This is a genomic window from Micromonospora yongxingensis (genome assembly GCF_052601155.1).
The window spans coordinates 116,164-136,661 of the sequence record NZ_JBQXEO010000004.1 but is presented as its reverse complement, the minus strand read 5'-3'; the positions used below and the strand labels follow the sequence as shown (position 1 = coordinate 136,661).

Sequence of the window (20,498 nt, the reverse complement as noted above, 5' to 3'; positions counted from 1 at the left end):
GTCAGGCGGGGAGGTGCGGAAGGCGGTCGGGGCGGGTACGCCCGCCCTGGCGGCGGGTCTGGCTCAGCCGGATCACCGCGCCGGCGTCGTGCAGCGGCGGCGCGAGGGTGCCCGGCCGGCCGCCCGAGCCGCGTTGCAGCGCCGCGAGCAGGGCGCCGGCGGGCATCGGTCGGGCGAACAGGTGGCCCTGGCCGGCGGCGCAACCCAACTCCCAGAGGGCACGGCGCTGCGGCTCACTCTCCACTCCCTCGGCCACCACGTCGAGGTCGAGGCTGCGGCCCAGGTCGAGGGTGGAGCGGATGACGGCGGCGGCCTCCGCCGAGCTCTCCATCGTCGTCACGAAGCTGCGGTCGATCTTCAGCTCGTGGACCGGGATGCGGGAGAGCAGGGAGAGCGAGGAGTAGCCGGTGCCGAAGTCGTCGAGCGCCAGCCGGACGCCCTCGTCGCGCAGCCGGCTCAACACCCGGTCGACCACGTCGAGTTGGCTGAGCGTCAGCGTCTCGGTCAACTCGAGCACCAGCCGGTCCGGCGGCAGGTCGTGGGCGCGCAGGCGGGCCAGCACCGAGCCGGGGAACCGCGCGTCGAGCAGGCTGCGCGGGGACACGTTGACCGCGACCGGTACGTCGAAGCCGGCGTCGCGCCAGCCGGCAGCCGCGATCAACGCCTGGTCGAGGATCGCCTCGGCGAAGGCCGGTAGCAGGCCCGAGCGCTCCACCGCCTCGAGGAAACGCAGCGGATCGATCATGCCGTGGGTGGGGTGGTGCCAGCGGGCCAGCGCCTCCGCGCTGGTCACCTCGCCGGTGCCCAGGTCGACGATCGGTTGGAAGTTGACGACGAACTCGTGGTCGGCGACCGCCCGCGGCAGGTCACCGCCGAGGGTGAGGCGGCTCAGGTCGGCCGTGTCACGGGTCGGGGCGTACGTGGAGATCCGTTGCCCGGCGCGCTTGGCCTGGTACATCGCCACGTCGGCGCGACGCAGCAGCTCGGCCATGCCGCCGCTGGCCGGGGCGACGGAGATGCCGCCGCTGGCCTCGACGCTGATCCGCATGCCGTCGAGCTCGAACGGCTCGTGCAGCGCGGCGAGCAGCGTCTCCGCCCGGTGCGCGGCCACCGCCGGGGCCGGCAGCCCGCGCAGGAGTACGGCGAACTCGTCACCGCCGAGGCGGGCCACCAGGTCACCACCCTGGGCGGCGCCTCGCAGCCGTTCGGCGACCTGCACCAGCACCTGGTCGCCGGCGGCGTGCCCGAGCGTGTCGTTGACCTCCTTGAAGTGGTTGAGGTCGATCAGCACCAGCGCGGTCACCCCGTCGGCGTGCCGGGCGCTCAACTGCTCGGTGCCCTCGTCGAGCAGGTGCCGACGATTGGCCAGGCCGGTCAGCGCGTCGTGCGCGGCGGCGTACGCGTGCTCGTCGGCCACCCGGGCCAGCTCGGCGTACGCCTGGGCGTTCCGGACCGCCGTGCAGAGGGCGGAGGCGAAGGTACGCAGGGTGTACTGCTCCCGCTCGGACAGCTGCACCGGGCCGCGGAACCGCAGCCGCAGGACGCCCACGTCGACGGAGCGGTCATGCCCCTCCAGGGGAGCGGGGACGATGGTGCCGTCCACGTCGGTGGGCGTGCCGGTCGGGCCGTCGAAGGTGAGGCCGCCGGTGCCGCCACGTACGGTGCGGCCGCCGTCGCGCAGCTCGATCTCGACCTCGTCGGCCGAGAACAGCTCGGCGGCCTGGGTGACGGCGGTGGTGAGGACGTTGTCGAGGTCCACGACGTTGAGCGCGTCGGTGGTGCGGGCGAGGCGCTGCCACGCCTGCTGCTCGGTCCTGGAACGAATTCTCGTTGAGTAGGCGAGGTGCAGGCTGAGCACGAGTGGCGGAACGGCCACCAGGAGGCGTGGGTCCGCCCGGAGGAGGAGCAGGGTGCAGACGGCGACGAGGAATCGCAGCGCCACACCGACGCCCCGCAGGTCCCAGTTGGCGCGGAACTGCTGGCGGACGCTGCTACCGGAAGCGATTGCGATGACCGGGATGGCGATGATCTCGTCGAGCAGCGTGGCGGCCAGGTATGCGAGGGCTACCGGGCCTACAAGTTCCATGATCTTTGAGGGTGGCCAGGCCCAGTCCAGTGCCACCAGGGTCATTCCGGCACCGGTGGCCACGAGGGCGTTCTTTCCGATGCTGAACGCCATCTTGATCGCCGGTAGACGCAGGGCCGCGAAAGCCACCGCTACCCCGGCTGCCGTGCACAGTACGACCCAGGACGCCGGCGCGATTGCCACACCGACGACGATCGCCGCCTCATTCCAAGTGATCGAGTGGGTGGTCGATCGAATTCGCACCCTTGCCTTCACCATGGTGGCAACGGCGATCATGGAGGTGAGTGCTATGACAGTGGCAACCTCGTTGACGGTTGCCGGGGGGTCGGAAATGGTCGCCGCCAGGGACAGCGCACAGACCGCCGCAGCTGCAGCGACGATGACGCCAATGATCTGGGTCAGCCGTCGATGATCTTCCTGGTCGTGTTGCGCTTGGGAAGGCATGCCGCTCCCGAGGGTGCCCGGTTCGCTCCTGGCACCGTAGCGCACGACTGTGGGCCAGCGGCAGGCCCGCTCGTTGTCACATCCACTCGTTGCCGCGCATGACTACCTCCCGGGCACTGAGGCATTAGTGGCAAACGATTGATTCGCCATTAATGCACGACTTGCTGACGGGGGTAGCCTAGTGGAGATATGCGCCGGTACAGGTTGTCATATGTCTCTATGCGCAACATTAGCCAACTAGGCGGTAGTTTGTGACGTTCTGTCCGCAGTCCTGAGCGCACTGTGGATGTTCGGAACTTCTATGCCAGGTGCCGTTGCTCACCGCCATAGGTTGATTCCGATGGGTTACGCCAGCCCTATTCTCTCGAGTCTGACCGCTTCTCGCCCACCGCATCATCTGGAGTTCGGCCAGAGGTAACAACCGGTTGGGCCCGTTGTAGGTCTCCAATGCCGTTGAGGCGTGACCAATTACCCCTCGGACCCCCGGTGCGCCACCCTGCAGGTCGCTCTTAGGCGAGAACGTCGCAACCTGCAGCAGGCATGTTCCGCCGCGCTGGCCAGGGTCGCCGCCAGGAGGCCCTTGCCGTTGACGACCGCTCCGCAGGTTGCCTCCGTCCCGTTACGTACCGTGCCCGTAAGCTTCGTTGGGTGATCGATTGAATACCCCGCTGGAGCAGGGGGACGGGTGGAGATTCAACTTCTGGGCGGCCTCTCGGCGCAACTGCCCGCGCGCAAGCTGCACCTTGGTACACCCAAACAGCAGGCCGTTTTCGCGATGCTCGCAGTGCAACCCGGTCAACTGGTGACGATGAACGACCTGGTCGACGAGTTGTGGCCTGATGGCCCTCCACGCTCTGCTGTTGCAAATGTGCGTACCTACGCCGCCAATCTGCGCCGGACCTTCGAGACGTTCGAGTCAGGGCGAGGAGTGATCGTCCGGCAGCAAACGGGTTACCGGCTCGTCCTCAGGCCGGAACTGATCGACATATTCCGTTTCGAGATGGAGCACAACGCGGGTCGGGAGGCCCTGATGGCCGGCCGCCCGGGCCACGCCGTCGAACTGCTCGGGCGGGCCGTGGCGCGGTGGCAGGGGCCGATGCTCGCTGGCATCTCCCTCGGACCCGTGCTCGCCGCACGCACCGCGGCCGCCGAAGAGGAGCGGCTGTTGGCCGTGGAACTCCTCGCCGATGTACAGCTGAGGTCGGGACGGGACGACCTGGCGATCCCGCTGCTGCGGGAGGTGATCGCGCGTCACCCTCTGCGCGAGCCGGCGTACGCCCTTCTCATGCGGGCCCTCTACGAGCGCGGTGATCATGCGGGCGCGCTCGCCGCGTACGGTGAGGCCCGGGGGAAGCTGAAGGCGGACCTGGGCGTTGACCCGGGCGCCGACATCCAGGATCTCCACCGCTCAATTGTCGCGGTGACTCCGCCTCGGCGTTCGTTGAACAGCGTCGTGTCCCGGCCGGCCGCACGGGATGAACTTCCCGCCCAGGCCGCAACCGCTCTAGCTGGTCTTCCGGTGTCCGACGGGCCACGTCGACCCGATCCGGTGGATCACCTCCCCCGGGCGGTGACCGACTTCGTCGGTCGGGAGGACGTGATGTCGCGGCTGCTGTCGGAGACGCGGCGGGTCGAGGATCGGGTCCCGGCCGTGCACGTCATCGACGGCATGGCGGGCAGCGGCAAAACGACCCTGGCCGTGCACCTGGCGCGCCGGTTGTCGGAGCAGTATCCGGATGCCACGTTGTACGTCGACCTGTGTGGGCATGGTGAGAGGAGCCCGGTGGAGCCCTCCACCGCCCTGCTCACACTTCTTCGTCAGCTCGACGTACCGGCCGAGCGGGTTCCGATCGAGTTCGACGCCAGAGTCGAACTGTGGCGGCGTGAGCTCGCGCGCAGGAGATCCGTGATCGTGCTCGACAACGCCGCGAGCAGCGACCAGTTCGCGCCCCTCCTACCGACCGAGCCGACCACCGTCGTGCTCGTGACGTCACGACGACGACTCTCCCACCCGGATGTAGGGCCTTCGCAGACGCTGCCGGTCATGACAGCGCAGGAAAGTGTGGATCTGCTGGCCTTCAGCGTGGGACGGGCCCGGGTCGAGGCCGAGCCCGAGGCGGCAGCCGAGGTGACCCGACAGTGCGGCCATCTCCCACTGGCGATCCGGCTGGCTGGAGCCCGGCTGGCCCACCGGCGAGGCTGGCGGTTGGCGGACCTCGCCGAACAGTTGGCCGGTGGTACGCCAGCGCTGCGACATCTGGCCCGGGAGGAGAGCACCGTGGCCGGTGCCTTCGCCGCTTCCTACGAGCCGCTCCCAGGGTCGATAAAGCGAGTCTTCCGCTTTCTGGGTCTGCATCCCGGCACCCGGTTCAGCCCGTCGGCCGTCGCCGCGCTCACCGGCCTGACTGTGGCCGAAGCTGAGGCTGCTCTCGACGAACTCGTCGACCGGAACCTGGTGGAGGACCTGGACTCCAGGCGATACAAGCTGCACGACCTGGTCCGCCAGTACTGTGTCGAGCTCTGCTCCCGCTCCGATTCCCCGGCCGATCGGAGGATGGCCCTGGGTCATCTCTTCGACTTCACGCTGGAGGCGGCTCTGCGAGTCGCCGAGTTACTGGAACCCGGCGTCATCAAATCCCAGATCCCTTCCACCCCTTCCGTGCGACCGGAACTGATTGAGGCCCTCGGCGAACGGACTGTCGACTGGTTGGAGGCGGAGCGGGCGGACCTGGTGACAATGGTGGTCTCGGCGCAGCAGTCCGACTTTCCGCAGCACTCCTGGCGACTGGCCCGCGCCCTCTGGCGGTTCTGTTACATCCGCGGTTACTTCGAGGACATCATCCTGACCCACCGTCACGCGCTCGCCGCAGCGGAGGCCACCGGGGACGTCGACGCGATGGCCCTGATGAACAACTACCTGGCCTCCGCCTACGTACGGACCGGCGACAATCGCGGAGCGCTCGACCACCTGACCCGTGCCGTCTCACTCTCGCGCAACTCGCGGGACCGATTGAACACGGCGCGGTACCGCGCCAACCTCGCCGCGGTCTACTGGTGGAGCGGCAACCTGACCGAGGCGGTGACGGTCGGTCTGGAGAGCCTGCGTGACTACAAGGGTTACGGCCACGTCGAGACGCCGATGGTGCTGCCCAACCTCGGCATAGCCCTGACGTCGTTGGGACGTTACGAGGAGGCTTTGCGGATGCATCGCCTGCACCTGAGCTGGGCGCGGGCGAACTCCGACGACTTCCACATCCTCAACGCCCTCAGCCATATCGGTACGGTACGGGCGCGGATGGGTGACCTTCCCCAGGCGATCCGCATCCTCAACGCCTCGTTGGCGCTGCGTGACCGGACCGGCCACCGGTACGCCGAAGCCGAGGTGCGCAACGACCTCGGGATCGCCTATCGGGGTCTCGGTCGTCTCGCCGAGGCCGAGCAGGAGCACGAGGTGGCCCGGCGACTGGCGGTCGCTTCGGGGGAACGGCACGTCGAGGCGGCGGCGTTGAACGAGCTCGGCCGCACCCTGCGGGCCAGGGGGCGGGAGGAAGAGGCGTTCGAGATGCACCAGGCGGCGTTGCGGTTGGCCACCCGGATCTCACATCCGCACGAGCAGGGCCGGGCCCTGGTCGGCCTCGCCGAACATCTCACGCGCGTCGACGCGGCCGAGGCGCGACGGCACTGGGAGCGAGCGCTGGCGATCTTCCGTCGGATGGGCGTGCCAGAGCGCTTCGAGGCCGAGCGCCGCCTCGCCGAACTGGGTGACACCGCGATTGACGCGGGGCGTTGACCTGCCCGAACGTCGCTTATCGATTTCTTATCGCCGAGCCCGGTAGCCTCTCGGCCGTATCGGCGAACGGGGGAGGTTCTGCCCCTGGGCAGAACCGGGTCGCCGACACACGCCCGCTGCCAGGTCCCCCCAGCGACTTCGGTGGCGGGTTGGTGAGGGAGGAGCGGCGCACCGCCGCCGCGCCGACAGCACTCGGCGTGGCCGGCACTGTGGCGCCGCTCCTTCCGTCCGCCGGGACGTCGTACCGCACCGATAGGCTCACGACCGTGACCGAACCCCCGCAGCTCAGCCACGTCGACCGCTCCGGCGCGGCCCGCATGGTCGACGTCTCCGCCAAGGCGGTGACCGGTCGGCTGGCAGTCGCGGCGGGCCGGCTACGGACCACGCCCGAGGTCATCGACCTGCTGCACCGCGACGGTTTGCCCAAGGGTGACGCGCTGGCGGTCGGCCGGTTGGCCGGCATCATGGGTGCCAAGCGCACGCCGGAGCTGATCCCGCTCTGCCACCCGATCGCCCTGCACGGCGTCACGGTCGACCTGCGGTTGACCGCCGACAGCGTGGAGATCACCGCCACCGCCCGCACGGCGGACCGGACGGGAGTGGAGATGGAGGCGCTCACCGCGGTCGCGGTCGCCGGTCTCGCCCTGGTCGACATGGTCAAGGCGGTCGACCCGGCTGCCTCCGTGGAGGCGGTCCGGGTGTTGCGCAAGGAGGGCGGCAAGACCGGCGAGTGGGTCCGGCCGGAGGACCGGCCGTGATCCGGGCCCGGGTGATCGTCGCTTCCAACCGGGCCGCGGCCGGCGTATACGCCGACACGAGCGGCCCGCTCCTCGTCGCCGGTCTGCGCGAGCTGGGCTGCCAGGTCGACGAGCCGGTGGTGGTGCCCGACGGTGCCCCGGTCGGCACGGCCCTGGAGGCCGCACTCGCCGACGGCGTCGACGTGGTGCTGACCAGCGGGGGCACCGGTGTCACCCCGTCGGACCGGACGCCGGACGTGACCCGGGCGCTGCTGGATTACGAGGTCCCGGGCATCGCCGAGGCGATCCGCTCGTACAGCCGCGACCGGGTGCCCACCTCGGTGCTCTCCCGGGGCCTGGCGGGGGTGGCCGGCCGGATGCTGGTGGTCAACCTGCCCGGCTCGACCGGTGGCGCCCGCGACGGGCTGGCCGTGCTCGGGCCGATCCTCGCGCACACCGTCGACCAGCTTCGCGGCGGAGACCACTGACCGGTCCAGGTCGGCACCACCGACCGGTTCGTGGCGGAGACCACGGACCGGTCCGCGTTCAGGCCCGGCAGGTGTCGGTCCGCCCCGATAGGCTCGGCGGGTGAGCACGGAAACCGCACCAACCGCGGACCGGGTCGCCGCGCCCCCGCCGGCCGGGTGGGAGGAAGCCCGGTCCCGGGTCTACGCGGTGGGCCTGGCCGCCGCGCTTCCCGCCGTCGCCCGGCCGCTGGTCGACGCCGACGGGCTGACCCTGGCCGAGCCGTTGACCACCCGCACCGACCTGCCAGCCTTCCCGACCTCCAGCGTGGACGGCTGGGCCGTTCGCGGCGCCGGCCCGTGGCGTGTGGTCGGCCGGGTGCTGGCCGGCAACACCCCGGCACCGCTCACCGAGGACGACACGACCGTGGAGATCGCCACCGGCGCGATGGTCCCCGAGGGTGCGACCGCCGTGCTGCGCGTCGAGGAGTCCGCCATCGTCGACGGCCTGGTCAGCGGCACCCCCCGGGAAGCGCCGGAGTGGCGGCAGCCCGGCGAGGAGGCGTACGCCGACGAGGAGCTGCTGCCGGCCGGCACGCCGGTCGACCCGGCGGTGATCGGTCTGGCGGCTTCCTGCGGGCACGACGTGCTGCGGGTGCGGCGGGCGCCGCGTGCCGCGCTGCTGATCTTCGGCGACGAACTGCTCACCGCCGGCCCGCCCGCGGCCGGCCGGGTCCGCGATGCGCTGGGTCCGGCGGTGCCCGCGTGGCTGCGCCGCTACGGCTGCCAGGTCCGTCCCTCCGACGTGGTCGGCCCGGTGGCCGACACGTTGCCCGCCCACGTGGCGGCCCTGCGCGCGGCGCTCGCCACCGCCGACCTGGTCTGCACCACCGGTGGCACGATGAACGGCCCCGTCGACCACCTGCACCCGACCCTGGAGGCGCTCGGCGCCGACTACGTGGTCAACACGGTGGCGGTGCGGCCCGGTTTCCCGATGCTGCTGGCCCGGATCGTCGACCCCGACGGGCGGGTCCGGTTCGTCGCCGGGCTCCCTGGCAACCCGCAGTCCGCCATCGTCGCGCTGGTGTCGCTGGTCGCCCCACTTCTCGCCGGCCTCCAGGGCCGCGCGATGCCGGTGCTGCCGCAGGTCACGCTGGCCGAGGCGGTGCCCGGTCGCGGCAACCACACCCATCTGGCGCTGGTCCGCCTGGACAGGGCCGCCGGCACGGCGTCCCCGGTGCGGCACGTCGGCTCGGCGATGCTGCGTGGGCTGGCCGGGGCGGACGGGTTCGCGGTCATTCGACCGGGCACCAGCGGGGAGCCGGGTGACCGGGTGCCGATCGTGCCACTGCCGTTGCTGCCCGGGGAGCGGGCGTCATGACCGCTCCGGCGACCACCTTCGGCGAGGTCACGGACCGGCCGCTCGACCTGGCCGCGCACGAGGCGGCCGTTGCCGACCGTCGGGCCGGCGCGGTGGTCTCCTTCCAGGGCGTGGTCCGCGACCACGACCACGGCCGTCCGGTGGTGAGCCTGGAGTACGAAGGGCACCCGAGCGCCGAGCAGGTGCTCCGCGAGGTGGCCGCCGAGATCGCGGCCGAGCCCGACGTCTACGCGGTGGCTGTCTCGCACCGTGTCGGCCCACTGTCGATCGGTGAGGTGGCGCTCGTGGCCGCGGTGAGCACCGCGCACCGCGCGGCGGCCTTCGCGGCGTGCGCCCGGCTCGTGGACGAGGCCAAGGCGCGACTGCCGATCTGGAAGCGGCAGGTCTTCGCCGACGGCACCGAGGAATGGGTCAACTGCCCCTGACCGCCTCAGCGGCGGCCGTTGCCCACCACTGCCCGGGCGAGCCGATCGCCGTAGAACGCCGGCTCGGCACCCGGACGCCAGGGCAGCGCGGCAACCAGCACGATCAGCGCGAGTGCGAGCGAGTTCTCCATCAGGGCGCCGAACAGACCGTCCTGGTAGTGCGACATCTCCGGCAGTTGGTGCTCGTACGGCCAGATCGGGGAGATCAGGAAGAGCAGGTAGAGCCCGACCGCGGCGACGCCGTGTCGGAGCCCGGTCAGTGTCGGGTACCAGATCGGCGGTCGGAGCGCGTTGAGCCCCGGCAGCCCGCCGAACGTGGGCCCCGGGCCGGTGCGCAACGCCAGGCCCCGACTCGCCTCCCGTCGGCGCACCGCGGCGTCAGCCAGCACGATGATCGCCGGGATGACCCAGACCAGGTGGTGCGTCCAGGAGATCGGGCTGATCACGTTGGCGGTCAGACCCACCAGCGTGAACGCGGTCAGCTCGTCACCGTCGGCGCGCGAGCTTGCCGCCCGGGACAGGCCCAGCGCCAGGATCAGCACCGAGAAGGAGAGCCAGAGCAGACCAGGCGTCTCGATCGAGTCGTACAGCCGGGCCAGCAGACCGGCGAGCGACTGATTCGGCGTCATGTCGGCCGCGCCGACGCGCTCGGTCTGCCAGAGCACGCCGCCGAAGTACGCCCGTGACTCGTCGCCGACGATCGCGAACGTCGCCACCGTCACGCCGATCGTGGTGCCGATCGCGGTGGCCGCCACCCGCCACTGGCGGGTGATGAGCAGGTAGGCGATGAACAGCGCCGGGGTGAGCTTGACCGCGGTGGCCAGGCCGATGCCGGCGCCGGCCCAGGCGCCGCCGTAGATGAAGCGCAGCAGGGGGCCGTCGGTCGCGGCGTAGTGGGTGCCCCGGCGGGAGCGCCAGCGCAGCCCGATCAGGTCGGCCATGATCAGCGCGAACAGCAGGATGTTGACCTGCCCGTAGCCGAGCGTTTCCCGAGCCGGCTCGATGGCGACCGCGAGGGGCACCGCCACGGCCACGGTGAACCACAGAGGCCAGGCCAGCCGGTCCACGATGGGGCGGAGCAGCCCGGCCAGCACCAGCGCCAACGCGGCGATGCTGGCGAGGGCGTTGACCATTCCGGCCGCTTCGATCGGCAACTGCGCCATCGGCAGCATGACCAGGCCGGCGAACGGCGGGTAGGTGAAGCCGAGGGTGGTGCCCGGTGCGATGAACTCGTACAGCTCATGGCCGCTCGCCCACCACACGACCGCGCCGTGGTAGATCTTCATGTCGAAGAAGTTGTACGGCCGTCCGAACGCACCGATGGCGAGCCATGCGGCGTACGCGACGGCGGCCACGATGGCACCCCGTACGACATTCCTGCGATCGATCCCACGCGTCACGCGTTGGATCGGGGCGAGGCGGTCCGCCCGTCTACCGACGGTCGTCGGCATGGCGTGGCCACCCCCATACCAAGGTCGTCGTCCTACCCGTCCAGGTCCTGCACGGAGCCTAGAACGGCGCCTCACGTCAGTGCCTCCCGCGTTATGCGACCGTGTCCGATCCCACACATGTTTTTGACATTTCCACCGCGTTAACGCCTACCGGGTGGTTCAGGTAATTCGCGGCCTTAGCGGGGGGTGGGGGCGGCGCAGGGGGGCATCGACGCAGGTCAGCCCGGGAGTCGACGAGCGGTGGCGGCGGACCGGACGGCGATCCGGGCGTCCCGACGGGCGGTACGGACGGCGCGCTGCACGGAACGTCGAGAGTGGCCGATGCGATGACCCGTCCGCCAACGCAGACCCGGCTTGCCCCCGGTGTCCGCCGCGGCGAGCAGCAGGCCGCCGAAGAGGCCGAGGTTCTTCAGGACGTGGACCTGGTTGTTGTTGCGTGCGATCGGGTCGTCGTTGTTCCAGAAGGGATGCCCGGCGATGGTCACCGGCACCAGCGTACCGGCGAGAACCAGTGCGGCCGGTCGGCTGAACCGCCCGGTGGCCAGCATCAGGCCGGCGCTGACCTGCACAGCGGCGTTGAGCCGGATAAGGGTCTTGGTGTCGGTGGGGAAGCTCGGGTGTGCCTTCTGCAGGAGCGGGGCGACCTTGTCCGTCACCGGCTGGGCCGTCGCCGCCAGACGGTCCGGGTTGCGGAAGTTGCGGTACCCGCTGACCACGAAGATGCCGCTCAGCATGGCGCGGGCTAGAGAGCGTACGGGCGTCATGGATCAGTCATACCCCGTCGCGGGGTTTGCTACCCCGGCAACCGGCGGATCCGGATCGGCGGCCGTGCACATGCGCCACGCCGATTCGAGCGACCATCGCTGATGGACCGGCCGTGACGGGTAACGTCGCGCGGGTGACCACGCTGCGGCTACGACCCGAGGACCCGGCCGACGCCGGCCCGGTACGTCGGGTGCTGGCTGCGGCGTTCGCCCGGCCGGACGTGGCCACACCGCCGGAGGTGGGCCTCGTCGACGCGCTGCGGGGCACCGATGCCTGGCTGCCCGAGCTGGCCATGGTCGCCGAGTACGGCGGCGAGGTGGTCGGGTACGCCCTGCTCACCCGGGTACGGGTGCGACCGGAGCGGGGTGCCGACGTGCCGGCCCTCGCGTTCGGGCCGGTGGCGGTCGCGCCGCACCGACAGCGGGTCGGGCACGGCACCGCGGTGGTACAGGCCGCTCTGGACGCCGGGACCGAGCTGGGCGAGCGACTGGTCGTTGTCCTCGGTGATCCCGCCTTCTACCGCCGGTTCGGCTTCGCGCCGGCCAGTGACCTGGGGCTGACCAGCCCGTGGGCGGGTCTCGGTGAGCCCTGGCAGGCGCTGGTGCTGCCGCCGTCCACCAGCGAGGAGGGGCCGCCGCCGCGCGGCGAGGTCATCTTTCCGGCGCCCTGGTCCCACGTCTGACCGCGCCGACCCGACGCGATCCCCGGTGCCCGCTCAGGCCGGCTGGGTGCGCAGGTACCGGCCGAAGTGCGGGACGGTGAAAGCCACCGTGCCCCGCTCACCCGAGTAGATCAGCCCCTTCTTGATCAGGGCGTCCCGGGCCGGGGACAGGCTGGCCGGCTTACGACCGAGAGCCCGGGCGATCTCCGCGGTGGGCACCGCGGCGTCCATGTCGTCCCGGACCACACCCCCCGACTCGCCCTCCACCAGGGACAGCGTCGCCATCGCCCGCATGTACTCCCGCTCTGCGGGTGTGGCCCGCTCGAACCGGGAGCCGAAGAAACCGACCGCCAGCTCGGCCTCCGCCTCCGGTGCGGCGACCCGGACGTCGGCCGCGGTGATCGGCGAGCGCGGAGCATGGTCCCAGGTGGCCTTGCCGTACGCCTGGACGAAGTAGGGATACCCGCCGGACTTCTCGTAGAGCAGGTCGAGCGCCTTCTGCTCGTACTCCACCTCCTCGCGCTCGGCCGGCGCGCAGAGCGCCTGGTCGGCGGCGATCCGGTCGAGCCGGTCGATGCGCTGGTAGCGGAAGAGCCGCTCGGAGTACGACTTCGCGGCGCTGAGCACGGCCGGCAGGTGCGGCAGGCCCGCGCCCACGACGATGAGCGGCGCGCCGAGCTGGGACAGCTCGTGGCAGGCGGCGCAGAGCGCCGACACGTCCTCCGGGCCGAGGTCCTGCATTTCGTCGATGAAGATGGCGATGCCGGTGCCCACGTCACTGGCCACGGCGGCGGCGTCGCTGAGCAGCTCGACCAGGTCGATCTCGATGTCACCGGAGTCGGCCCGACCACTGGCCGCGGGTACGTCGATCCCTGGCTGCCACCGGTCGCGCAGCTTCGATGCGGTGCCGGCACGGCCCGTCGGAGCGGACCGTTGGGCGAACGCCTTCAGGACCCCCAGGAAAGCATCGATCCGGTCGGGTGCCCGGTGTCGGGGGGCGAGCTCCCGGACCGCCATGTGCAGCGCGGCGGCAACCGGGCGGCGCAGCGACTGGTCCGGCCGCGCCTCGATCTTGCCGCTGCCCCAGAGCCGGCTGATCGCCTGCGACCGGAGGGTGTTGAGGAGGACGGTCTTGCCGACGCCGCGCAGCCCGGTGAGCATGAGGCTGCGTTCGGGGCGACCGCGGGCGATGCGCTCCAGCACGATGTCGAAGACGTCCAGCTCCCGCCCCCGCCCGGCGAGTTCGGGCGGGCGCTGGCCGGCGCCCGGGGCGTACGGGTTGCGGACCGGATCCACGCATCGCACAGTATCGGGCCATCTAGCGGCGAGGCTAGATATGGATAGATGGGGCTACGGCGTGTCGGTCTCGTCGACAACAAACTAGGGCTATCTAGCGTCCACGCTAGACAGCCCTAGTTTTGGCTACCGGTCATCGCTTCCGCAGGCAGAGCACGTAGTCGAACAGGTCGATCGAGTTGTCGTGCACATAGTTCGCGGTGGCCTGCGGCGCGAGCGTCTCGCACCGGTCCCCGTCGGTGGTCGCCGGAATCCGCAGCAGCACCTGGTAGGTGTTCGGGGCGCAGGGCACCTTGCGCAGCTCCGCGTCGTCCTCGGTGCCGTCGTTGACCACGCAGTCGCCCTTGGCGAACTCGACGTCGCTCGGGCTGGGCGCGGCCGTCGTCGGCGCGTCGCTGGGCAGCGCGGGTGGTAGGGCCCGCGCACTCGCCGACGGCGTGGGCGCCGCGGTGCTGTCGCTGTCGGCGGCCCTCCAGACCGCCCAGCCGGCCAGGCCGAGGCAGGGACAGAGCAGGAGGAGCACCACCAGCGCGATGATCAGGGCGACCTTCCGGCCGGTCTTCTTCTCCGGCGCGACGGGCGGCATCCCGTACCCACCGGGTGCCGGCGGACCCCACGGCCCGGGCGGCTGACCCGGCACCGGACCCGCAGGCGGGAACGGCCCGGGCGGTGGCGGGTATCCGGCGCCGGAGGTGGGCGGCGGGTAACCCGCGCCCGAGCCGGGCGGCGGCCCCCAACCCGGACCGGCAGGCGGCGGGTAACCCGGCCCGGAGGCCGGCGGACCCCACATGGGTGCGGTCGGCGGCTCCGCGCCCCCGGGCGGCGGGCCCCACTGCGACGGCTGCCCGCCGGGCGGACCCCACTCCGGCAGGGTCGGGTCGACCGGTGGCGGGCCGTCGGGGCCGGTCGGCGGGCGCTGGTACGGGTCGTCCGGCTGCTCGGAACCCTGTGGTCCGTAGGTCGTCATGTCATCCCCAGGGGTGGGTGGTCTCAGCGCTGCTTGAGGCAGAGGACGAAGTCGAGGGTGTCCAGCTCGCTGTCGAAGAAGTACCAGTTGGTGTAGCCCTCGACCTTGGCGCACTTGGCCTCGGCGTCCCGCTCACCGCTGGTCGCGCCGTCGATGCGGCGCAGCACCTCGTACGACTTCGGGGCGCAGCCGCTGATCAGCAGCTTCGGCTTGCCGCCGGCCGTACCGTCGTTGCGGACGCACTGGCCGACCTTGACGAACCGCGGGTCGGCCGACGACTCCGGCGCCGCGGCGCTCGGCACCGGCTCGACCGGTGCGGTGGCGTCGGCGCTGGCATCCCCGTTGACGGCCGGTCCCGTTGGCGCGGCCGACGGTGCTGGATCGTCCGACCTGTTGAAGAACCAGAACGCCCCACCGCCGGCGGCCACCAGCAGCAGCACGACGGCCACCACCGCGATCAGCGGACCCCGACCGCGCCCGCCCGCCGGCGGCGGGGGATCCCCGCCGTACGGGCCGTCGGGCCGGAACGACTCCCCGCGGTACGCCGCCTCCGTCGGCCGGTACGGCTCACCACCGTAGGAGCTGCCCGAACCCTCGCCGTAGGGCCTGTCGCCGTATGGCCCCGGGCGCCCCTGGGCGCCTGGCGGGTAGGACGGAACGGCCGGCGGGTACGTCTCGGGCGCCGGCGGGTACGGCTGCTGTGCGGGCGGGTAGGGCTGCTGAGCGGGCCGCCCGGGTGTCTCGTCGGGTCGTTGCCCACGCCACGGTCCGGGGACGCCGCCCCCCGGTGGCCCGTAGTTCGTCATGCGGCCCTCCTGCACGAGTGGTGAGAGGCCGGCCACCAAAGCGCGACGCCGACTCCGAGGTCACCGTAGCGTGGTCCACCGATGAGCTCATCTCCACCGAGCGCCGCCGGCCTGGCCGGCCGTGGCGCCGGCGCCGCACCCACACTGATCTGGACCGCGTTGATCGTGGTCTACCTCCTCTGGGGCTCCACCTATCTCGGCATCCGGATCGCCGTGGAGTCGCTGCCCCCGTTGACGTCGGCCGCCATGCGGTTCGCCGCCGCGGGCCTCGTGCTGGCCGTGGTGCTGCGACTGCGCCGAGGGCCGGGCTCGCTGCGGGTGGACCGCCGGCAGCTGGGCTCCGCCGCGCTGGTCGGGGTGCTCCTGCTCGCCGGTGGCAACGGGCTGGTGGTGCTCGCCGAGTCCGGGCCGCCCGGAGTGGCCGTGCCGTCCGGGATCGCCGCGCTGCTGGTGGCGACCGTACCGCTGCTGGTGGTGCTGCTGCGTTCCGCCACCGGGGACCGTCCTCCGGTCCTGACGTTCGCCGGTGTCACCCTGGGCTTCGTCGGTCTGGTCCTGCTGGTGCTGCCCGCCGGAAGCGCGGACGCGGTCCCCCTGATCGGGGCGTTGACCGTGGTCGCGGCGGCGACCTCCTGGTCGGTCGGGTCGTTCCTGTCCGGACGGATCCGGATGCCCGCCGACCCGTTCGTCGCCACGGTGTACGAGATGATCGCGGGTGCGCTGGTGCTGGCCGTGGTGGCCGCCGGCCGGGGCGAGCTGCGCGACTTCCATCCGGCGGAGGTCAGCACCCGGTCCTGGCTCGCGCTGGGCTACCTCATGGTGGCCGGCTCGCTGGTGGCCTTCACGGCGTACGTCTGGCTGCTGCACAACGCACCGCTCTCGCTGGTCTCGACGTACGCCTACGTCAACCCGGCGGTCGCGGTGGCGCTCGGCGCGCTGCTGGTGGCCGAGCCCGTCACCCCGCAGGTGCTGCTCGGCGGTGCGGTCATCGTCGCCGGGGTGGCCCTGGTCGTGACCACCGAACGTCCCCGCCGCCCGGCCCCGGCGTCGCCGTCGGGGGCGGCGCGGGTGGGCGACCGCCGGTAACGTCCCGCCCATGTCGGCCGCAGCGCTGGTGCCGGTGGCGCTGGTCGGCGCGCTGGTCGGCCTCGCCGTACCCCCGCTGGCCCGGCGCTTCGCCACCCCACCGGACCGGACGGGGGCGGATCCGGAGCCTCGGCCCACCGTGTGGGCGTGGCTCAGCCCGATGGTCGCGGCCGTGGTGTTCGTCGGCCTCGCCGTCGCACGGGGTGACGACCCGGCGCTGCCGGTCTTCCTCGCGGTTGCAGCCGTGGGACTGGTGCTGGCCGGGGTCGACCTGGCCTGTCTGCGGCTGCCGGACCCGCTCGTCCGCACCGCCGCGCTGCTGGCACTCGGCGGCCTGACCGCTGCGGCGCTGCTCGCCGGCACCCCTGACCGGCTGCTCGGCGCGCTGGCCGGGGCGGCGGTCGCCGGCGCGGCGCACGTGCTGCTGGCCCTGCTGCCCGGGTCCCGGTTGGGCTTCGGCGACGTGAAGCTCGCCGCCGTCCTCGGCCTGCCGCTCGGCTGGCTCGGCCGGGACGCCCTGCTGGCCGGCCTGCTCCTGCCACACCTGCTGCACGGCGGCCTGGTCCTCGGCCTGCTCGCCGCCCGACGGGTACGCCGGGACACCCTGCTGCCACTCGGTCCGGCCCTGCTCGCGGGCGCCTGGCTCGCCGTCCTGCTCGTCTGACCAACGCGCCTCCCGCCCGGCGAGGGCTTCCCGTCCGCCACCGTTCTCTGGCCTGACTCACTGGCTGATCTCACTGTGGGTGACGCCGCTGACGGCGCTCACTTGAACAAGCGTGATACCTCAGAGTCATATTTATGCCTCTGAGGTATCACGCTCATTGGTCCGTCCCGTCCCCCGGGGGGCTCTGCGCGGGCCGCTGGTCGCCGCCCCCGTCGGCGCGAGCCCGACCGGTGGACGAGCCGCGAGCGGTGAGCGGTGAGCCGAGGAGCCGGGGGCGTCAGATGAGGCGGAGCTGGCGATCCTTGGGACGACGGGGCTCGGCCTCGCCGAACCGCTCGAACAGGCCAGGGTCGATGGCGCCGAGGAACGGCGACGGAGCGCAGTCGCGTTCCACGCCGTGGCGGGTCCGGCGTGCGGCGTGGCTGACGTACAGGCGGTCCTGGGCTCGGGTCAGGCCGACGAAGAAGAGCCTGCGCTCCTCGGCGACCGCGTCCTCGTCGGGCGTCGAGCCCGGCCAGCGCAGCGGCAGCAACCCGTCCTCGACGCCGACCAGGAAGACCACCGGGAACTCCAGGCCCTTCGCGGCGTGCAGGGTGAGCAGGGTGACCGCCTCCGCGCGCGGGTCGAGCGCGTCCACCTCCGCGCCGGTGGCCAGTTGCGACAGGAACGTCTCCAGGTCGTCGCCGCAGCGTCTCGCGAGCGGGGTCAGCAGGTCCACGGCGGAGCGGACGTCCTCGGGGCGGCCCGCGCTGGCGCCGTCCAGGGTGGGCACGGCGAAGCGCTCCGCCACCACCTGGCCGGCCAGCCGCACCCGGGCGGCGAGGGAGCCGGCCAACCCGTCGGCGTGCCGCAGCTCGCGGGCGATGGCCGCCACCCCGGGCCGGTCCCGCAGCCGGTCGTGTGAGCGCTTCTGCACCGGGATGTTGGCCCGGGTCAGGGCGTCCACGATCGGCGCGGCCTGCGCGTCGGTGCGGTACAGCACGGCGATGTCGGAGAACGACAGTGTTGTGGACCGGCCATCGATCCGGCCCGAGTCGAGTGACCGGTGGGACAGGCCGCCGACCAGCTCGTCGACGGTACGTACCACGAAGTCGGCCTCCTCGGCGACGGACGCCGCCGGGTAGCGGCCGACGAGCGGCGCCTCCGGGTCGAGCCGGGCCGGGTCCAACCTCCGACCCCGGACCAGTGAGGACGGCGCGATGGCCTGCACCGCGGCGGCCAGGATCGGTGCCGACGAGCGGTAGTTGCGGTTGAGCCGGACCAGCCGGGCGTCGGTGAAGTCCTGGGAGAAGCGCAGGAAGTAGCCGACGTCGGCTCCTCGGAACGAGTAGATCGCCTGGTCCGGGTCGCCGATCGCGCAGAGGTTGCCGTCGGCGGGACTGAGCAGGCGCAGCAGCTCGTACTGCACCGCGTCGACGTCCTGGTACTCGTCGACGAAGATCCACCGCCAGCGGTCCCGATACCGATCGACCAGCTCCCGGTCGGCCCGCAGCAGCTCCACCGGCAGGCTCACCAACTCGTCCAGGTCGACCAGGTCCTGCTTGCGCAGCAGGGCGGTGTAGCTGGCCGGGTCGTCACCGGCCTCCGACCGCGCTGCCGCACGCTCGGTGTCGTCGGCGATCCGGAAGGTCGCCGGCAGACCGGCCGCGTCGGCGTTCTCGCGGAGGATGGTCAGCCCCAGCGCGTGGAAGGTGCCCACGGTGACGTCCTCGGCGACCGGGCCGAGCAGGCCGTCGAGGCGGTGCCGCAGCTCCTCGGCGGCCCGGCGGGTGAAGGTGATGGCCAGGCAGTGCTCGGGAAAGACGTTCAGCTCCGCGCACAGGTACGCGATCCGGTGGGTCAGTGTCCTGGTCTTGCCGGTGCCCGGGCCGGCCACGATGAGCAGCGGACCACCGGGCGCGGAAGCGGCCACCCGCTGCATCGCGTCCAGCCGGTCCAGCAGGCCGGTGCCGACCTCCTCCATGCCCGCGAGCATCGGCTCGAACGGCTCGTGCGGTGACGGCGGTGGCGCGATCGGCGGGGCGGGCGGTGGCGTGGGCTTGCGTTTCGGCTCCGCCTTCGTCGCCGCCGGGCGCTTCACCCTCGCCGCCGGCTCCGCGGGTCGGCGCTGCGCCGGCACCGGTACGTCGAACAGCGTCTCCTGCGTCGTGTCGGCAGCGGCACCCAGCTCCGACGGGTCGAAGAGGGTGATCACGCCGTACTCGCCGTCGTAGCCGGGCACCCGGCGCACGTCGCCGCGCCGCAGCCGCCCGATGCCCTCCGCGAGCAGTTCACCGCCGGCCTGGGCGATGTCGGTCAACGGTGTCGTGGTCAGGATCTCCAGCTCAGGGCCGAGAGCGGCGAGCAACTCGTTGAGCCGCCCCTCGACCTTCTTCGAGCGGGCACCCACCTTGTTGATCTCGCCGAGGATCTCGGCGAGCTGCACCAGGTGGGTGACCTCCCGGGCGTGCGCCGGCCGGTGCCCCTCCGCGCGGTCGGCCAACTCCTCGACCCGGCTCAGGACGCCCACGGTGAGCGGCTTGCCGCACTCGGGGCAGCGGCCGTCGGCAGCCCGGGTGCGCTCCGGCGACCAGTTGATCCCGCACAGCCGGTGCCCGTCCGCGTGGTACTTGCCCTCCTCGGGAAAGAACTCGATGGTGCCGGCCAGGCCGTCGCCGGTCCGCAGCGCCTCCCGGACGGCGAAGTAGTCCCGCTGGGCGGTCAGCACGGTCGCCTCGCGACCCAGTGCCGGCGGGGAGTGCGCGTCCGAGTTGGAGACCAACTGGTAGCGGTCCAGGCTGCCGACCCGCCAGTTCATCGCCGGATCGGAGGAGAGGCCGGTCTCCACGGCGAAGATGTGCTCGGCCAGATCCGCGTAGCAGTCGGCGATCGCGTCGAAGCCGGACTTCGAGCCCAGCGCCGAGAACCACGGCGTCCAGATGTGTGCGGGGACGAGGTAGCCGTCCGGGCTCGCCTCGAGGGTGATCTCCAGCAGGTCCCGGGAGTCCAGGCCGAGGATCGGTCGACCGTCGGAGCCGAGGTTGCCGATCCGGCCGAGCGCGGCGTTGAACCGGGCCACGGCCTCCAGGTCGGGCAGGTAGATCAGATGGTGCACCTTGCGGGTCCGGTCGTCCCGCTTGTAGATGGTCGAGATCTCGACGCTCAGCATGAACCGGACGGGGTCCGTCTCCGCCGTGCTGGCGAGTCGAGGCGGCAGTCGACGGGCGATGTCCCGCTCCGCGTCCGGGTCGAGGCGGTAGAGCCCCGGTTCGGCCGGGCGCAGCGTCTCCCGCAGGTGGTCGTACCAGGCGGGGTGGGTGAAGTCTCCGGTGCCGAGCAGGGCGATGCCCTTACGCCGGGCCCACCACGCGAGGTTCGGCAGTGTGAGGTCCCGGCTGCACGCGCGCGAGTACTTCGAGTGGATGTGCAGGTCCGCGACGAATGGCGGGAGGCCACCGGGGGGTACGGCGCTGAACGGGGGCACGCCGCATCCTGT

General features: G+C 72.0%; 14 protein-coding genes and 1 pseudogene. 8 read left to right on the top strand and 7 right to left on the bottom strand.

The features are described 5' to 3' along the window. Position 1 precedes the first annotated feature (1 nt). On the bottom strand, positions 2 to 2,530 hold the full coding sequence (locus tag ACTWLT_RS07970) for a putative bifunctional diguanylate cyclase/phosphodiesterase (RefSeq protein ID WP_445317737.1): 2,529 nt from the start codon (positions 2,528 to 2,530) through the stop codon (positions 2 to 4). 685 nt (positions 2,531 to 3,215) lie between these two features. Between ACTWLT_RS07970 and ACTWLT_RS07965 the strand changes: the two genes are divergently transcribed. The 5 genes from ACTWLT_RS07965 to ACTWLT_RS07945 all read left to right on the top strand — a co-directional run bounded on the left by ACTWLT_RS07965 (position 3,216) and on the right by ACTWLT_RS07945 (position 9,327). Then, the gene (locus ACTWLT_RS07965; protein WP_445317736.1) at positions 3,216 to 6,320 is read left to right on the top strand and encodes an AfsR/SARP family transcriptional regulator; all 3,105 of its coding nucleotides are present in this window, start codon (positions 3,216 to 3,218) and stop codon (positions 6,318 to 6,320) included. 266 nt (positions 6,321 to 6,586) lie between these two features. Further along, complete coding sequence (gene moaC, locus ACTWLT_RS07960; RefSeq protein WP_445317735.1) at positions 6,587 to 7,078, top strand: cyclic pyranopterin monophosphate synthase MoaC; 492 nt, start codon at positions 6,587 to 6,589, stop codon at positions 7,076 to 7,078. Continuing rightward, complete coding sequence (locus ACTWLT_RS07955) at positions 7,075 to 7,545, top strand: MogA/MoaB family molybdenum cofactor biosynthesis protein (protein WP_445317734.1); 471 nt, start codon at positions 7,075 to 7,077, stop codon at positions 7,543 to 7,545. Before moaC ends, ACTWLT_RS07955 begins: the two co-directional genes overlap by 4 nt. 100 nt (positions 7,546 to 7,645) lie before the next feature. Continuing rightward, positions 7,646 to 8,902 carry a molybdopterin molybdotransferase MoeA gene (locus tag ACTWLT_RS07950; protein WP_445317733.1) on the top strand — a complete coding sequence of 419 codons (1,257 nt, stop codon included), beginning with the start codon at positions 7,646 to 7,648 and terminating at the stop codon, positions 8,900 to 8,902. Next, positions 8,899 to 9,327, top strand: coding sequence for a molybdenum cofactor biosynthesis protein MoaE (locus ACTWLT_RS07945; RefSeq protein WP_445317732.1), 429 nt, complete (start codon positions 8,899 to 8,901; stop codon positions 9,325 to 9,327). Before ACTWLT_RS07950 ends, ACTWLT_RS07945 begins: the two co-directional genes overlap by 4 nt. A 5-nt stretch (positions 9,328 to 9,332) precedes the next feature. Here ACTWLT_RS07945 and ACTWLT_RS07940 read toward each other — a convergent pair whose 3' ends face one another. Both ACTWLT_RS07940 and ACTWLT_RS07935 read right to left on the bottom strand, forming a co-directional pair. After that, positions 9,333 to 10,778, bottom strand: a complete 1,446-nt coding sequence (locus tag ACTWLT_RS07940; RefSeq protein WP_445317731.1) for a glycosyltransferase 87 family protein — start codon at positions 10,776 to 10,778, stop codon at positions 9,333 to 9,335. Positions 10,779 to 10,996: 218 nt separating this feature from the next. After that, positions 10,997 to 11,542: a DoxX family protein gene (locus ACTWLT_RS07935; RefSeq protein WP_445317730.1), complete on the bottom strand. Its 546-nt coding sequence runs from the start codon at positions 11,540 to 11,542 to the stop codon at positions 10,997 to 10,999. Between the two features lie 134 nt (positions 11,543 to 11,676). Between ACTWLT_RS07935 and ACTWLT_RS07930 the strand changes: the two genes are divergently transcribed. Then, on the top strand, positions 11,677 to 12,225 hold the full coding sequence (locus ACTWLT_RS07930) for a GNAT family N-acetyltransferase (protein WP_252417146.1): 549 nt from the start codon (positions 11,677 to 11,679) through the stop codon (positions 12,223 to 12,225). Between the two features lie 33 nt (positions 12,226 to 12,258). Here the strand turns inward: ACTWLT_RS07930 and ACTWLT_RS07925 are convergent, their stop codons facing one another. From ACTWLT_RS07925 to ACTWLT_RS07915, 3 genes and pseudogenes are all read right to left on the bottom strand, one after another. Continuing rightward, positions 12,259 to 13,500: a DUF8462 domain-containing protein gene (locus tag ACTWLT_RS07925; RefSeq protein ID WP_252416908.1), complete on the bottom strand. Its 1,242-nt coding sequence runs from the start codon at positions 13,498 to 13,500 to the stop codon at positions 12,259 to 12,261. Positions 13,501 to 13,633: 133 nt separating this feature from the next. Further along, on the bottom strand, positions 13,634 to 14,041 hold the full coding sequence (locus ACTWLT_RS07920; RefSeq protein WP_308209434.1) for an LppU/SCO3897 family protein: 408 nt from the start codon (positions 14,039 to 14,041) through the stop codon (positions 13,634 to 13,636). A 449-nt stretch (positions 14,042 to 14,490) separates the two neighbouring features. After that, positions 14,491 to 14,778 (bottom strand): annotated as a pseudogene (locus ACTWLT_RS07915) (LppU/SCO3897 family protein); the annotation flags it as partial. 576 nt (positions 14,779 to 15,354) lie between these two features. Here ACTWLT_RS07915 and ACTWLT_RS07910 point away from each other — a divergent pair. Both ACTWLT_RS07910 and ACTWLT_RS07905 read left to right on the top strand, forming a co-directional pair. Continuing rightward, the gene (locus ACTWLT_RS07910) at positions 15,355 to 16,359 is read left to right on the top strand and encodes an EamA family transporter (RefSeq protein ID WP_445317729.1); all 1,005 of its coding nucleotides are present in this window, start codon (positions 15,355 to 15,357) and stop codon (positions 16,357 to 16,359) included. Positions 16,360 to 16,369: 10 nt separating this feature from the next. After that, the gene (locus ACTWLT_RS07905; RefSeq protein WP_445317728.1) at positions 16,370 to 17,023 is read left to right on the top strand and encodes an A24 family peptidase; all 654 of its coding nucleotides are present in this window, start codon (positions 16,370 to 16,372) and stop codon (positions 17,021 to 17,023) included. Between the two features lie 277 nt (positions 17,024 to 17,300). Here ACTWLT_RS07905 and ACTWLT_RS07900 read toward each other — a convergent pair whose 3' ends face one another. Continuing rightward, positions 17,301 to 20,486 (bottom strand): UvrD-helicase domain-containing protein, encoded by a 3,186-nt coding sequence (locus ACTWLT_RS07900; RefSeq protein ID WP_445317727.1) that lies wholly within the window; start codon positions 20,484 to 20,486, stop codon positions 17,301 to 17,303. Positions 20,487 to 20,498: the final 12 nt, after the last annotated feature.

Bases quoted from the DNA above. Each gene is read 5' to 3' on its own strand.
- ACTWLT_RS07970 (WP_445317737.1), bottom strand. From the start codon at position 2,530: ATGCCTTCCCAAGCGCAACACGACCAGGAAGATCATCGACGGCTGACC.
- ACTWLT_RS07935 (WP_445317730.1), bottom strand. From the start codon at position 11,542: ATGACGCCCGTACGCTCTCTAGCCCGCGCCATGCTGAGCGGCATCTTC.
- ACTWLT_RS07910 (WP_445317729.1), top strand. From the start codon at position 15,355: ATGAGCTCATCTCCACCGAGCGCCGCCGGCCTGGCCGGCCGTGGCGCC.
- ACTWLT_RS07905 (WP_445317728.1), top strand. From the start codon at position 16,370: ATGTCGGCCGCAGCGCTGGTGCCGGTGGCGCTGGTCGGCGCGCTGGTC.
- ACTWLT_RS07945 (WP_445317732.1), top strand. From the start codon at position 8,899: ATGACCGCTCCGGCGACCACCTTCGGCGAGGTCACGGACCGGCCGCTC.
- ACTWLT_RS07940 (WP_445317731.1), bottom strand. From the start codon at position 10,778: ATGCCGACGACCGTCGGTAGACGGGCGGACCGCCTCGCCCCGATCCAA.